The sequence below is a fragment of the Piscinibacter sp. PDB1-1 genome, assembly GCF_056675995.1.
Genome location: NZ_JBWVZJ010000001.1, coordinates 908129 through 922636, shown reverse-complemented (window position 1 = coordinate 922636; position 14508 = coordinate 908129). Strand labels below are relative to the sequence as shown.

Sequence of the window (14508 nt, the reverse complement as noted above, 5' to 3'; positions counted from 1 at the left end):
GGCGCGGCAATCGGCCACAATCTTTGTGGCGAACCCTGTCGCCGCGCGCAGTAGAGTGAGCGTTACTGGGCCAAAGGTGAACGAATGACATCAGCGCAATTCAAGTACATCCTGGCGGCTGCGAGCATCGCCGCCGCGGCACCTGCCTGGTCACAAGGAGACAAGGCGGTCTATCGCTGCCCGGGCAACCCGCCGCTCTATACCGACTCCCTGTCGGCCAAGGAGGCCAAGGAGAAGGGCTGCCGCACGCTTGAAGGCGCGCCGATCACGGTCATCCAGTCGTCCAGGCCGCGTGGCGGCGGCACGCCGGTGCCCAGTTCCACCGCGCGCTCCGAGGGGCCGAAGGTCGACGCGAGCGAGCAACGTGCGCGCGACACCGATGCGCGCCGCATTCTCGAAAGCGAGTTGCGCAAGGAAGAAGACCAGCTGGCTGCGCTCAAGAAGGATTACAACAACGGCGAGCCCGAGCGCTTGGGCGACGAGAAGAACTACCAGAAGTACCTGGACCGCGTGTCCGACATGAAGGCCGCCATCGCCCGCAAGGAAGGCGACGTGGCCGCGCTGCGCCGTGAGTTGGGCAACCTGCCGTCTGGCGCGCCCAAGCAAGGCCAGTGAGCCCCGCCCCCACCCGCAGCCTCGCGACGACCAGCTCGCCGGCGGCTTTTCAGGCTTTCGACCACCTCGCCACGATGGTGGCGGTGGTTCATTTCGAGGGGCGCTGCGTCTTCGCCAACGCCGCATTCGAGTCGGTTCTGGGCTTGTCGCGGCGCAGCGTGCTGCGAGGCTCGATCTTCGACTGGTTCGTGGACGCGAGCGTCGTGCGCGAGACCGTGGGCGCCGTCGCCCGCAACGACTTTTCGAGCAGCCGCTTCGAGGCCCTGCTCAAGCGCCCCGCGTCCATCCACACCGACCCGCTGCCGGTTCACGTGATCGTCAACCAGATGGACCGGGCCGATCAGGTCGTGATCGAGCTGCTCGAAATCGAGCAGCAGACCCGGCAGGACCGCGAGGAGCGCGCCCTCGACCAGGCGGCGGCCAACAAGGAACTGATCCGCAACCTGGCGCATGAGATCAAGAACCCGCTCGGCGGCATTCGCGGTGCGGCGCAGCTGCTCGAGATGGAGGTCGAATCGCGGGCATTGACCGAATACACGCAGGTCATCATCCAGGAGGCCGACCGGTTGCAGGCCCTCGTGGACCGCCTGCTGGCGCCTCACCGCAAGCCGCATGTGGTCAGCGACGTGAACGTGCATGAGGTCTGCGAGCGGGTTCGCTCGCTGATCCTGGCGGAGTTCCCTCGTGGCCTTACCGTCCAGCGCGACTACGACATCTCGTTGCCCGACTTCCGCGGCGACCGCGAGCAGCTCATCCAGGCCGTGCTCAACATCGCCCACAACGCGGCGCAGGCTCTGGTCGATCGCATCCAGAAGGGCGATGCCTGCATCACATTGCGCACCCGCATCGCTCGCCAGGTCACCTTGGGCAAGCAGCGCTATCGACTGGCACTGGAATTGCATATTGTGGACAACGGCCCGGGCATTCCGGAGTCGATCCGCGATCGCATCTTCTACCCCTTGGTGTCGGGGCGCGACGGCGGGTCGGGTCTGGGGCTCACACTGGCGCAAACGTTCGTGCAGCAGCACCATGGCGTGATCGAATGCGTGAGTGAACCGGGCCAGACACTTTTCAAGATCGTGATACCGCTGCCCTGAATCCACGGGTTCTCGTCGGCGGCCCAACCACAGGCAGGGCATGAAACCCATCTGGATCGTTGACGACGACCAATCCATCCGATTCGTGTTGGAGAAGGCGCTGGCGCGCGAGGACCTCGCAGTCCGCAGCTTCACCAACCCCCGCGACGTGCTGCTCGCACTCGAAGACGAAGTGCCCCAGGTGCTGGTGTCGGACATCCGCATGCCGGGTGGTTCGGGCATCGAGCTTTTGACCAAGCTCAAGGAGCGCCACCCCGGCCTGCCCGTCATCATCATGACGGCTTACTCCGACCTCGACAGCGCCGTCAGTGCCTTCCAGGGCGGGGCCTTCGAGTACCTGCCCAAGCCATTCGACGTGCCCAAGGCGGTGGAACTGATTCGCCGTGCGCTTGACGAAAGCATGCGTGAAGAGGTGCGCGACGAGCGCATCGCGCAGATGCCCGAGATGCTCGGGCAGGCACCAGCCATGCAGGATGTCTTCCGCGCCATCGGCCGGCTGAGCCAGAGCATCGTCACGGTGCTGATCACCGGCGAGTCGGGCTCCGGCAAGGAGCTGGTCGCGCACGCGCTGCACAAGCACAGCCCGCGCGCCAATGGCCCGTTCGTGGCGATCAATACGGCGGCGATCCCGAAGGACCTGCTCGAATCCGAACTCTTCGGCCACGAGCGCGGTGCCTTCACCGGTGCTCAGACCACGCGCCGCGGCCGCTTCGAGCAGGCCGATGGCGGCACGCTCTTCCTCGATGAAATCGGTGACATGCCCTTCGACCTGCAGACGCGCCTGCTGCGCGTGCTGAGCGATGGGCAGTTCTACCGTGTCGGCGGCCACAACCCGTTGCGCAGCAATGTGCGTGTGATCGCAGCCACCCACCAGAACCTGGAGGAGCGCGTCAAGCTCGGGGCCTTCCGCGAAGACTTGTTCCATCGCCTCAACGTGATCCGCCTGCGCTTGCCTGCGCTGCGTGAGCGGCGCGAAGACGTGCCCGCGCTGGCGCGCTTCTTCCTGCAAAAGAGTGCCAAGGAACTGGGCGTCGAGGCCAAGCGCATCACCGAGGCGGCACTGGCGCGGCTGGTCAAGTTCGACTTCCCCGGCAACGTGCGCCAGCTCGAGAACATCTGCCACTGGTTGACCGTGATGGCTCCAGCGCAGGTGATCGAGCCCAAGGATTTGCCGCCAGAGTTTCTCGGCGAGATGCCTGCCGTCGTGCCGGTGCCGAGTGCGCCCGCGCCGGTCGAGATCCTGAGCGAACCGGTGGCCGCGCCTGCCGCACTGGCGCCTTCGCCTTCGCCTGCCCCTGTGTCCTGGTCCGCACCGGCACCCGTTCCCGTTGCGGCGGCAATGGCCGATGGCGCTGCGCTGAGCCCGACGTGGCTGGCCGACCTGGAGCGCGAGTCGCGCACCATGCTGCAGGCCGGCGTGCCCGAGGTGTGGGACACGCTCACCCGCAAGTTCGAGGCGCAGCTGATCCACACCGCGCTCGAGATCACGCGCGGCCGCCGCATCGAAGCGGCTCAGAAGCTGGGGATCGGGCGCAACACCATCACCCGCAAGATCCAGGAACTCGGGCTCGACGACTGACCTGGTGTGGCACAAGGGACCCGCGGCGGTGCCGCGGTGCTCAGCCCTTCATCAGATGGGCGAGCCGCTGCCCACTGCTGGTGTGTTCGGCCACCACCTTCACCACCACCACGAGCGCAGGGCCCAGAAACAGGCCCCACATCCCCCAGATCGCGCCCCAGAACACGAGTCCGATGAACACGGCGGCCGGGTTCATCTTGGCGGCCTTGCCTTGCAGCCAGGCAGTCACCACGGTGCCGATGACGGTCGACATGGTCACGAGAAAGATCGCCATCGCGAAGGCTGAGCCGAGCGTGCCGTGCGCGAGAAAGGTCTCGGCCGACCCCAGGCCGGTGAGTACCGCCATGCCCAGGTAGGGGATGACATGCAGTACCGCGGCCGCGATGCCCCAGCCCCCGGCGTCAGGCAGCCCTGATGCCATGAACGCGGCCCACACGGCCAGACCGATCAGCATGTTGGTGACGAGCAGCACGCCCGCATAGATGCGCACCTGGTGTGCACAGGCGAGCAGGGCATGTTCGGCGCGCGCCAGCGTGTCGGGTCGCGCGCCCCACAGATTGAGGAAGCGGTCGGACAAGGGCCTGCCGCCGAGAAGCACAAAGAAGGCGATCAGCATCACGATGCCCATGGTGGCGGCGAACCCGAACAGCGCACCGGAGCCGGTGACGGCGGTTTCGCGCAAGACCACCGTGGCACTCGTGCTGATCGGCGCGGGTGCGGATGCGGCTGCCGCTGCGGCGGCAGCGGCAGCGGCTGCCGCACTGCGGCGCTGCGGCCTGGGCGGCTTGCCGACGATCACGCGCTCGGCCGCACGATCCAGTTCGTGCATCGCATCGCGTGCTCGTGCCAGCACCGATTCGGCCGCCGGGTCGCGTTCGACCAGCTTTTGCGCTGCCATGCTGATCATCTCGGGCACGCGCTCGACCACGCGCACCAGTTGGCCACCAAAGGCCACGCCTGCCGTGCCCAGGGCGCCCATCACCACGACGAGCGTGATCAGGGTGGCGGCCAGGCGGCTGCGCAGCATGTGTTCCAGCCACACCGACAACGGCGCCACCAGCATGACGAGCATCAGCCCTGCGGTGACGGGAATCAGAAAGCTCTGGCCCCACCAGAGCGCCGCAATCACAGCCAGTGTGGCAAGCAGATTGATGGCGGGGCTCGCACGGATGCGGTTGCGTGCACCGCGGGCATAGGGTGCGCATTCGTCCTCTTCCGGGAAGTTCTGTCGCGCGTTCATGATGTGGTGGCGAGATGTCCTGACGAAAAAAAGCCCCGGCGTCCGTGTCGAACCCCGGGGCTTGGTCGGGTGAGGTCAGTCACCCATGTCGAAGCGGAGTGAGGCGAGGCGAGCCCCGCATCAGCCTCAGGGGCGCACTTCGATCACGTTCTTGACGGCCTTCACGCCGTCGACCTTCCATGCTTGCTGCTCGGCGGTCGCCTTCTCGGTGGCGTTCTTGGCAAAGCCCGAGAGCATCACGGTTCCGTTGAGCGTTTCGACCTTGATGCTGCTGGCATCAACTTGCTTGTTGTCCACGAAGCGCGCCTTCACCTGTGTGGTGATGGATGCGTCGTCGACATACGCGCCCACGCTCTGCTGGTCACGCTTGACGGCGCACCCGGTGGCACCCAGCGACAGGGCGAGTACGGCGGCAGCGGCGATGAATGTGTTGCGAATGATCATGGTGTGGCTCCTCAAGGGTTCTTGGTTGGACGTGGGTGGCGGGTGATTCAAAAGGGGGCTTCAAAACTTCAAGACAGCCAGTCGGCGAGTTCGTCGGCGTGCTGTTGCTCGTCGCTCAGGATGTCTTCGAGCATGCGGCGCGTCGTGCTGTCCTTGTCGCCGACGAGCGCGATCATCTGCGTGTAGGCCTCGACGGCCACGCGCTCGGCGATCAGGTTCGACTTGATCATGGCCTTCAGGTCTTCCGACTCGTCGTAGTCGGCGTGGCTGCGGGCCGTGAGCGAATCCGGTGAAAAGTCGGGCTTGCCGCCCAACTGCACGATGCGCTTGGCGATGCGGTCGGCGTGGGCCTCTTCTTCGTTCGCATGAACGAGGAACTCGTCAGCAATCTTGGGCGAGGCCAAGCCGACCGCAGTGAAGTGGTGGCGCTTGTAGCGCAGGATGCACACCAACTCAGTGGCCAATGCATCGTTCAACAGCTTGCAGATCTCCGTGCGCCAGGGGCCGTAGCTCGGCGTGACGGACGCTTCATCCAGGCTGCGCTTGGCCGCTTCGATGGCCGACTCGTCAAGCTCCATCGGCGCGTGTCCCGCGATCGATAGCTGCTTCACGTTGTCAGGCTGATGGGTTTGCATGGTGACGGTCCTTCAGTGTTTGCGTCTGTCGCCGCGCGGTAAGCGAGTGCGATGGATGCCATGGACACACTGTAGGAATCACGCTGCAGATCGCCCATCGGCGCGCCGCCTCAGCCGCTGTAGGACGGCACCGCGGTGCGATGTCGGAGCCTCTGGGAAACGCTGAACAAGACCCGCGCGCACGGCGCATTCGCGGCCATGCATGCAGGCACTTGTTCAGCGCTATGTCAGGTGTGGGCGGTGACTTGCGGTTGCGGCTGCGGTGGTGCCGCCGTCTCGCGCTCCAGCGGAATCACGTGCGTGCTTTGCGGCGGCAACCCGCGCCAGCGCAGCCACTCTCCGGGGCGCAGCACATGCGCGCCGAGCATGGTGGCCATCTCGCGTGCCGCGCTCTCCGGGCCGCGCAACAAGATGAAGCGCATGCTGCGGCCATCTCGCTGCAGCGTGAGTTCGGCCTGTGGCCAGTGCGACGGCAGGCAGGGCGCGAAGCTCAGTGTCTCGGCGCTCTGTCGCAGGCCGAGCATCGACGAGATCGCCGCGCGGTGCAGCCAGGCGGCCGCGCCGGTGTACCAGCTCCAGCCGCCGCGGCCCACGTAGGGCGGTTGGGTGTACACGTCGCCGGCCATCACGTACGGCTCGATGGCATAGGCCGCGCCGTGCGTCGGGTGCTGAGCGCGGTGCGCGGGGCTCAGGTAGGTGAAGTAGCGGTAAACCATGTCGCCGGCTTCGCGCATGCCTTCGGCGTGTGCGCCTTCCTGGGTTTGCGCGAGGCGAGCTTGCGCCATCAGCGTCCATACCCCCGCATGCGAGTACTGACCGCCGTTCTCGCGGATGCCGGGTGGGTAGGCCTGGATGTAGCCGGCGCTCGGCTCGGCGTGCGCCAGTGGCGGGTCCAGCAACTTGATGAGGCCGGCATCGTGGTCCACCAGCAGCTCTTCGACGGAGCTCATGGCCATGGTCTGCTGGTCGAGGGGCGCGCCGTCGGCAAGCACGCTCCAGGCCTGCGCGATCAGGTCGATGCTGGCCTCGGGGTTGGTGTGCGTGCCGAGCGGCGAGCCGTCGTCGAAGAAGGCGCGCTTGAACCACTTGCCGTCCCACGCGGCGCCATTGAGTGCCGTGTGCCAGCCGCGCGCCGCGGCCTCCCAGGCCTGGGCGCGGGGCTCGTCGCCACGTTCGCGCGCAATGGGTGCGAAGTCTTCCACCACCTGCAGCAGGAACCAGCCCAGCCACACCGACTCACCGCGGCCCTCGTGGCCCACGCGGTTCATGCCGTCGTTCCAGTCGCCCGTGCCCATCAGTGGCAGGCCATGCGCGCCCACGCGCAGGCTGCGATCGATGGCGCGCGCGGCGTGTTCATAGACGCTCGCCTGCTGCTCCGCCACAGTGGGCACGTAGTAGGCGTCTTCGGCGCCTTCCGGGATGCCCGCGCCGGCGAGGAAGTGCACCTGCTCGTCGAGCACGCTGGTGTCACCGGTGCTGCGCAGGTAGTGCACGCAGGCATGTGGCAGCCAGAGCAGGTCGTCGGAGAAGTGCGTTCGCACACCGGCGCCCAGCGGTGCGTGCCACCAGTGCTGCACGTCGCCCTCGGGGAACTGCCGCGACGCCGCCACCACGATCTGCGCACGCAGCATCTGCGGCGCGGCCCAGGCGAGCGCCATCGAGTCCTGCAACTGGTCGCGGTAGCCGGTGGCGCCCCCGGCCTGGTAGAAGCCGGCCTTGGCCCACAGCCGGCAGGCCACGGCCTGGTACAGCAGCCATCGGTTGACCATCGCATCGAACAGCGGGTCGGGCGTCTTGACGACGGCCGCGCCGAGCAGCTTGTCCCATTGCGCGCGAGCGTCTTCCATGCGCTGCCCGGCATCCACGCCGCCGGCCTGCGATGCGAGCTGGCGTGCCTCGGCCGGCGTGTCGCCATAACCCAGCAGGAACACCTGCTCCACCGACGCCCCTGGCGCGAGGTTGATTCGCGTGCTCAGCGCGGCGCACGGGTCAAGGCCCAGCCCCTGCTGCAGCCCGAAGTGGCTGGGGATGCGCAAGCGCCCGCGTGCATCGAAGCACTCGCGGCGGTCGCAGGTCCAGTCGGCGAAGTCTTCGTCGCTCGTGGCCGTCGCCAGGAACGCGGTGCCCTCGCCGAAGCCGGCCGAGCGATCGAGCTGCGTGCACATCAGGGCGGTCAGCCGGCGGTCGGCCTGGGTGCTCGTATGCAGCGCGGTGCGCACGCTGATGCGGTCGGCGCGGCCGGCGCCCATCACCCATTCGGCAATGCCGATGGCGCGCAACTGCTGGGTCTTGTGGCCCCGGTTCACGAGGTGGAGGCGCACCTGCTTGATGGAGGTCTCCGGGTCGACACACCAGGTGACCGACACCTCCAGGTCGCCGCGGCGGTGCCGCACCACGCTGTAGCCCTGGCCGTGTGCGACGCGGTAGTGCAACTGCTCGCCACCCCAGGCCGAGGGCGTGACGCTCCAGACTTCCTGCGTCTTTCGGTCCTGCAGCAGGAACCATTCCGATGGCGGGTCGGCCACCGGGTCGTTCGACCAGCCGGTGAGCTGGTTCAGGCGGCTGTTCACCGCCCAGGTGTAGCCGCCACCCGCTTCGGAGATCTGCCCGCCGAAGCGCGGGTTGGAAAGCACGTTGATCCACGGCCGCGGCGGCCGGCCTTCGGCGCCCGCATCGAAGCGGAACTCACCGGTCGTGGCCGAGAACTCGCCGCGGTGTTCGGTGGGTGCGAGCGGGCCGGGTGCCACGGCCACCGAGACGGCCGAGGTCGAGTCGCGCTGGTTGCTGGCGAGCTCATGCTGTGCCTGCCACTCGGCCACGTGGTGCACCAGCGGGCGGCCGTCGGCATGCAATCGAACCCGAGCCATGCAGTGCAAGGTGCTCAACTCGTCGGCCGAGATCTCGTCGATGCGCAGTTGGTGGAACCCGGTGCTGCCCGGGCCGGCCTGGCCACCGCCCTCGGCGAGGTGGCGGTCGCGCAGTGCGGCCACCTCGTGGTGCAGTGCCATCAGGTACGAGGCCGGCTCCGAGTTGACGACTACCAGATCGCACGGGATGTTGCCCCATGCCCAGACGCGCAGCGCCTGCGCGAGCGAGCGCAGCAGGCCGAGCGACTGCGACACACCGGCCGATACGAGCACGATGGGCCGGTCGCCCGAGATGCCGAAGCGCCACAGCAGACGCCTGTCGCACACCTCGACCGGTGCGCTCTCATGTCGCGCCAGGCTGCTCTGCGGGCGCGTGACGGTCTGCACGAGCGCGGTGCTCAGTGTCTGGATGGCAGCGAAGTTCTCGGCGCTCAGCGCCAGCGTGCGCAGGCGGATGCCGGTGAGCGTGGCCGACATCAGCGACGCCCGCTCCACGTGGATGGCCTGGCGGTACTTGTCGATCACCGAGCGCAGCGTCGATTCGGAATCGGACGCCGCCGTCGCGAAGGTCAGCCGGGCCTTGCCACGCGGCGGGATCGACAGGCGCAGCGACATGGCGCACACCGGGTCGAGGCCGGTGTCGAGCGTGACCGCGTCCGAGGAAGCGCTCGCGTCGGGCAGGGGCGACTGATTCGGCTGCGGGGGCTCGTCGAACTGCGCGGCCGGGCGGCTGGCGCTCTGGTTGCGGCCCCACCAACGTTGGCGGTCGGTCTGCACGCCAAGGCTCGTGATCTTCGCGTCGGATTCGGCGATGAAGTGCGCCGCGAGCAGCCCGCGTTCGGTGGCCAGGCGTGGCTTGCGTTCGAACATCAACGCGCTGTGCGCCTCAAGCCACTGCGCGCGAATGAAGAGGTTCGAGAACGCCGGGTGGCTTTCATCCGCGCGCGGGTCGGCCAGCGTCACCTCGAAGGCCGACATCAGTTCGATCTCGATGGCCTCGTCGCTCAGGTTGCGCAGCTCGACCTGTCGGAACTCGATGTCGTCTTCGGGGCTGACCCACACCGTGGTGTGCGCCTGCAGCGTCGGCCAGATTGCCTCGAAGTTCACGCGGTCGGCGTGGAAGGTGCTCTCGTAGTGCGCCTGGGGGTCGGGCGCCGGATGCTGCGTGATGGAGACGGGGTGCGTCTGCGCGCCGCGGCGCAGGTAGAAGAAGCTGCCGAGCGCATCGCGCAGGGCGTCGTCGCGCGAGCGCGTGATGCCGGTGTTGCCGCGGCGGCTCCAGCCCGCGCCGTTGGCGCGCAGCGTGACGCTGTAGCGGCCGTTCGACAGCACGTGCGTGGGCTCGAGCGCGGAGGTGCCGGGCACCACCTCGCGCAACATGCGCGGGCCGCGCTTCTGCAGGTCTTGCGGCGGCAGCGGCAGCGGCGCGTAAAGCTTCGACACCTCGCGTGGCGCGCGTTCGTGCAGCAGGGAGCCCACGGCTTCGATGTAGGGGTTGCCCATGCCCCAGCGCTGCACCAGCCCGTTGAGCAGCACGTTGGTGAGCGCCACGATGCTCATGCCCTGGTGGTGGGCCATGAAGGTGCCGACGGGTGCGAAGCTCTCGCCGCCCGAGAGGCGGGCGGGTGAGAAATCCAGCGCCTCGATGAAGCCGTAGCGCGATCGTGCGGCGAGCGTCTCCAGCAGGTGGAAGTTCGAGGCCGAGCGGCGCGGCGCGATCAACGATGCCAGGGCGGTGGCGTAGGGCGCGATCACCAGTTCGTCGGTGGGTGTGCGGCGCAGCGCGAGTCGTGGTACGCCCTGCGGCGCGTACTGGTAGGCCAGCGTATGGTCGCGCCCGGCGTAGGCCGATTCCGAGATGCCCCATGGCACCGCGTGCGACTTGGCGAAGGCGATCTGCTCGTGGATGGCCGCATGCCCGGCGTCGCGCAGCACGCTGCCGCGCGGCTCGTTCAGCACGAGGCTGGGCATCAGGTACTCGAACATCGACCCCGACCACGAACGCAGGCCGGCCTGGGTGCCCACGGCGTAGAACGGCCGCCCGAGCGAGGCCCAGTGGCGCACCGGCACGTCGCCCTTGGCGATGGCGAGCAGGCTGGTCAGCCGCGCTTCGGAGCAGAGCAGGTCGTAGAAGCCGGCGTCGAGCTGCTGCTCGGCCACGCGGTAGCCAATGTGGAAGAGATGGCGTTTGCGATGGAACAGGAAGCCGAACTCCGCGCTCCAGGCGAGCTGCTCGCAGGCGTAGGCCAGCGCCTGCAGGCGGCGGATGGTTTCGACGGGCGCTGTGTCGGCGCGCGCGTCACGCAGCACCGAACGCAGCGTGGCGAGGTGATCGCTCAGCAGCCAGGCGAGTTCGTCGCGCCAGCCGGGCAAGGCCGCTGTATTGGGCGCGGCCGACTCGGGCCACAGCGTGGCCAGTTCGGCCTGGGCGGCGTCGAGCACCTGCTGAACGCCTGCGGCATCGCGCTGCGCTTCGGCCAGTGGGTCGGGCCAGGCCAGCGCGCGTGCGAGTGCGCTCGTCGAGGTGGGCGAGAACAGCTCGGGCACATGGGCGAGCAGAGGTTCGAGGCGGCGGCGCGAGGCGAGCAGGGCGATCTCGCTGGCCTTGGTGTCGTTCGGGTCGCGGGCGAGGTGCAGGCAGGCCTGGGCCACTGCCAGAAGGTGGCCGCAGAGGTTGCCGCTGTCGACGGTGGACACGTACATCGGCAGCAGGGGCGCGCCGTTCTGGGTGTCGTACCAGTTGAGGAAGTGGCCGCGGTGGCGTTGCAGCTTGTGCAGCGTGCCCATCGTGGCCTCGAGCCGCGCGAGCATGTCTTGCGTGCCGATCCAGCCGAAGGCGCGTGCGCACGCGGTGCTCAGCAGGTACAGCCCGACGTTGGTCGGCGAGGTGCGGTGCGCCACCATGTCGCCCGGCACGGTCTGCAGGTTGTCGGGCGGCAGGTGGTTGTCTTCGGGGCCGACGCATCGCTCGAACAGGCGCCAGGTGTCACGCGCGACGCCACGCAGGTGCGCGCGCTCGAAGGGGGGTAGCCGGGCTTCTTCACGGCCGGGGCGCGGGCGGCTGACCCACCACGTCCACACCGGCGACAGCGCCCACAGCACGCACAACACAGTTGCCAGCACCGGGTGCGGGGTGCCGATCGCGAGCAGCCCTGCGAGCAACACGACGGCGGCAATCGGTGCCGCCCGGTGCGCGTTCAGCAACCCGGGCAGCGTGGTTTGTGCAGCAGCCTGAGCGGCCTGCGCAGTCGTCCATTGCAGCAGGTGGCGGTGACTGACCGTCATTCGGTAGATCGACCGGCCGATGGCGTCGAGCGACATCAGCGCGTGCTGCAGCAGCTGGGCCAGGTGCCACAGCCCTGTGCACACGGTGCGCAGCAGGTCGGCCGAAGCGCGCGCATAGAAGTGGCGCATGGCGACATCGTCTCGGCTCGGCGAAAAGCCTGCCACCGAGCCCATCAAGGGCCCGCCGCAGTAGGCGGCGAGCACCACCAGCAGCGCCATCCAGGGCGAGATGACTGCGGTGGCGAGCGACAGCAGCAGCAGCGCGAGCGACATCGGCGCGACCATCGAGCGGCGCAGGTTGTCGAACATCTTCCAGCGATTGAGCGCGCCGATCGCGTGGCTGCCCGGGCGGAAGAAGATCGGCAGCAACTGCCAGTCGCCGCGCGCCCAGCGGTGCACGCGCGAGGCGGCCACGTCGGCGTGGAAGGGGGCGTCTTCGATCAGCGAGATGTCGGTGACGGTGGCGCAGCGCGCCATCGAGCCTTCGAGCAGGTCGTGGCTCAGCACCAGTGATTCGGGCAACCGCCCGTGCAAGGTGGCATGCATGGCCTGCACGTTCAACAGGCCCTTGCCGGTGAAGGTGCCTTCGCAGAAGAGATCCTGGTAGACCTCCGAGCTGGCGATGCTGTAAGGGTCGATGCCGCACTGGCCTGCGAAGAGCCAGTGAAAGAGCGTCATGTCGCGCGGCGAAGGCAGCGGCGTGGCGATGTGGGGCTGGAAGATGCCGTAGCCGCTGCTCACCGTGCGTGTGCGCTCGTCCACCCGAGGGTGGTTGATCGGGTGCGCGGCCACGCCGACCAGATCGCGCAGACGCCCGGGCGGGAGCTGCGTGTCGCTGTCGAGCGTGAGGATGTAGGGCGTGTTGGGAATGAGCTGCGATTCGGTGCCCAGGTCGAGAAAGGGCCCGCGCGTGCCGGTGGCCATGGCGGCGATGAGCTGCTCCAGCTTGCCTCGCTTGCGCTCCCAGCCGATCCAGCGTTGCTCGCTCGCATTGAACTCGCGCTCGCGATGCAGCAGCAGGAAGCGCGGCGCATCGCCCTCGGCCGTGGGATAGCGCGCGTTGAGTTCGCGGATCTGGCCGCGTGCCACATTGAGCAGGGCGTCGTCCGACTCCAGGCGTTGCGAGGGTGCATCGGCCCAATCACTCAGCAGCGCGAACTGCGCATGCCGCTCGGGGTTGGCCAGGTGATGCAGCAGGAGCCGGTGCGCCAGTTCGCGGCACACGGCTTCGTTCGTCAGCATGCAGGGGATGACGACAAGCGTGCGGTGCTCCGCTGGGATGCCCTCGCTCAATGCATAGCGCGCGAGATGCTGCGGCCGCACCGACTCGCTGATGAGTCGGTTGATCACCGCCACCACCGCTTCGGACACCGGGAAGACCAGCAGCACCGCCGCGCACAGGCCCAGCCACAGTGGCGCGCCCGCGGCGGTCTGTGTGGGCGTGTGTCGCAGCAGCAGCCAGGCCACGCCGCACAGCGTCGCGAGCAACAAGCCCAAGTACATCGGCAAAGCCCACCGGAATGCCGCACTGCGCAGTGCGGCGATCGGGTCTTCGTTCAGCCCCAGCGCCTGCAGCAACACCGGCCGGCCGGAGCCCCGCAGCCAGTGGCTGGCCACGGAGGCCGACGGGTCGGTGGATTCGTGCTCGCGCATCAGGCCCAGCAGCGTGTGGGCCACATCGACCTCGCTGCGCCCGGCGCGGCGCGCGAGCACTTCCACGCCGTGCAGCGTCTGGTCGCGCGTGCGTGGGTGCTCGGCCTCGAACACCTTGGAGCCGAGCATCAGGCGCATCAGCGTGCTGGTGTGGGAAATGATGTCGGGCCAGTCGGCGTCGCCGATCGTGCGCAGCGACATGACTGCGTTGCTCACGCTCAGGTTGTCGGCTGCCAAGTCGGCGGCCTGCTGCTCGCGCAGCACGGCCACGTCGGGCAGCGCCTGGCGCAACCACTCCTGGTAGTCGCTGGCGTCGGTATCGCTGCCGCTGGTGCGGCGGTCTTGCAGGCGCTGCGCCATCTGGATCAGGAAGACCTGGCCCACGCCGCGGCGGTTGAGTTCGGCGAGCAGTTCGTCGAGCTTCGGCACCGTGTAGCGCTCGATGTGGTCGCAGCACAGGTTGGCAGCCTCGCGCGCGGCCTTGGTGATCGCCACGCGCTCCGACAGCCGGCGCAGGTTTTCGATCAGCACCACGCGCAAGGTGGTCGGCATGGCCCACATCTCGGCGAGCGTGAGCGGGCAGGTCTCCTGGTAGGCGCCGAGAAAGCGCTGCGCCAGGCCTTCGTCGAAGGCGCCGTCGGTGTGTGCGACGAACGCCCACGCAACGCCGTACACACGCGGCAGCCCAGCCAAGGGCTCGTCGACCAGCAGGGGCAGGGTGCGGAAGTAGCTGCGCGGCAGGCCCTCGTGGATCTCCTTGAGCTGCGCGTCGATCAGATGGAAGTTGTCGAGCAGCCACTCGCCCGCCGGGCTGATGTCGTAGCCGCTGCTGGCCTGCAGGCCGATGTAGTTGTGCGCTTCGCGCAGCGTGCGGATGTTGCTGCGAACGCGTGGGTAGAACGTGGCCGAACGCCAGCTCGCCCGTGCGTTGCGGTGGGTTTCGCCCAGGCTGCGGCCATGCTGAGCAAATCGCTCGGGGCCGAAGATCTCGGAGCGGATGGGTGGGTCGACCGGGCCGCGCGTGCCGTCGAGGATGCGCTGCAGCGCCTCAGGCGCCTCGGGCAGCAGACGCGCTAGCGCGGAGTCGCCCATG

The 14508-nt window shown here is 68.3% G+C and carries 7 protein-coding genes; 3 read left to right on the top strand and 4 right to left on the bottom strand.

The features are described 5' to 3' along the window. Window positions 1-84: 84 nt before the first annotated feature. The 3 genes from AC1KAR_RS04120 (at window position 85) to ntrC (ending at window position 3291) form a co-directional block, all read left to right on the top strand. The gene (locus AC1KAR_RS04120) at window positions 85-615 is read left to right on the top strand and encodes a hypothetical protein (RefSeq protein ID WP_480314735.1); all 531 of its coding nucleotides are present in this window, start codon (window positions 85-87) and stop codon (window positions 613-615) included. A 74-nt stretch (window positions 616-689) separates the two neighbouring features. Then, window positions 690-1712 carry a nitrogen regulation protein NR(II) gene (glnL, locus tag AC1KAR_RS04115; RefSeq protein WP_480317753.1) on the top strand — a complete coding sequence of 341 codons (1023 nt, stop codon included), beginning with the start codon at window positions 690-692 and terminating at the stop codon, window positions 1710-1712. Window positions 1713-1752: 40 nt separating this feature from the next. Next, window positions 1753-3291 carry a nitrogen regulation protein NR(I) gene (gene ntrC, locus AC1KAR_RS04110; RefSeq protein WP_480314733.1) on the top strand — a complete coding sequence of 513 codons (1539 nt, stop codon included), beginning with the start codon at window positions 1753-1755 and terminating at the stop codon, window positions 3289-3291. 40 nt (window positions 3292-3331) lie between these two features. Here the strand turns inward: ntrC and AC1KAR_RS04105 are convergent, their stop codons facing one another. The 4 genes from AC1KAR_RS04105 to AC1KAR_RS04090 form a co-directional block, all read right to left on the bottom strand. Next, window positions 3332-4531: an AI-2E family transporter gene (locus AC1KAR_RS04105; RefSeq protein ID WP_480314731.1), complete on the bottom strand. Its 1200-nt coding sequence runs from the start codon at window positions 4529-4531 to the stop codon at window positions 3332-3334. A 126-nt stretch (window positions 4532-4657) separates the two neighbouring features. Then, entirely contained in the window at window positions 4658-4975 is a 318-nt protein-coding gene (locus tag AC1KAR_RS04100; protein ID WP_480314729.1) for a BON domain-containing protein, read from the bottom strand. Window positions 4976-5043: 68 nt separating this feature from the next. Beyond that, window positions 5044-5553 (bottom strand): ferritin-like domain-containing protein, encoded by a 510-nt coding sequence (locus AC1KAR_RS04095; RefSeq protein ID WP_480317751.1) that lies wholly within the window; start codon window positions 5551-5553, stop codon window positions 5044-5046. Window positions 5554-5837: 284 nt separating this feature from the next. Further along, window positions 5838-14507: a glycoside hydrolase family 94 protein gene (locus tag AC1KAR_RS04090; protein ID WP_480314727.1), complete on the bottom strand. Its 8670-nt coding sequence runs from the start codon at window positions 14505-14507 to the stop codon at window positions 5838-5840. Window position 14508 lies beyond the last annotated feature (1 nt).